Genomic DNA, 508 nt, shown 5'->3' on the forward strand with positions numbered 1-508 from the left:
TCATCTAAACTATTGCGAACTGCTTTCGCCTCGCCACTGGCGATAACTTCTCCTTTATAACTAACAATAATCCCTTCTTTTCCAACCTTTCCACCTGTTATGACAGTTAAAAATCATTTTCCAAAACAAAAGACAACTATTCATTTCTTTTGCATATCATTTTTTAGATAAAATTCCTTTGAACACAATTCCCTAAATAAAGGGGGCAAATTGCCATTTGCCCCTACATACTACCAATAAAAAATACGATAAAGACGCGGTAGGGTTAGTACTTCATAATCAAGCACACTTACCATCGTACTGCACGGTACGGATAATACTGTTGTTCTTTCAGTTCCGCATCATCGATATTGTATATTTTCACCAATGTCGCCACTTCCCACGCCCAATATCCAAAATACGTATTGACTTGGGTACGTTTATGGCTATCATACCAAGGGGCATCGCGATGCCCTTGATACCACTTTTTATTTAAGTAGGTTTTTATAAAGCTAATACTTTTATCTTG

The 508-nt window shown here is 37.0% G+C and carries 1 protein-coding gene; it reads right to left on the reverse strand.

Features of this window, described 5'->3' with window-relative positions:
• Positions 1 to 289: 289 nt before the first annotated feature.
• Positions 290 to 508 (reverse strand): PoNe immunity protein domain-containing protein (locus tag HX004_RS17685; protein ID WP_286444190.1); only part of this gene is annotated, 219 nt, incomplete at its 5' end.

Source organism: Myroides sp. 1354 (genome assembly GCF_030324495.1).
Taxonomy (GTDB): Bacteria; Bacteroidota; Bacteroidia; order Flavobacteriales; family Flavobacteriaceae; genus Flavobacterium.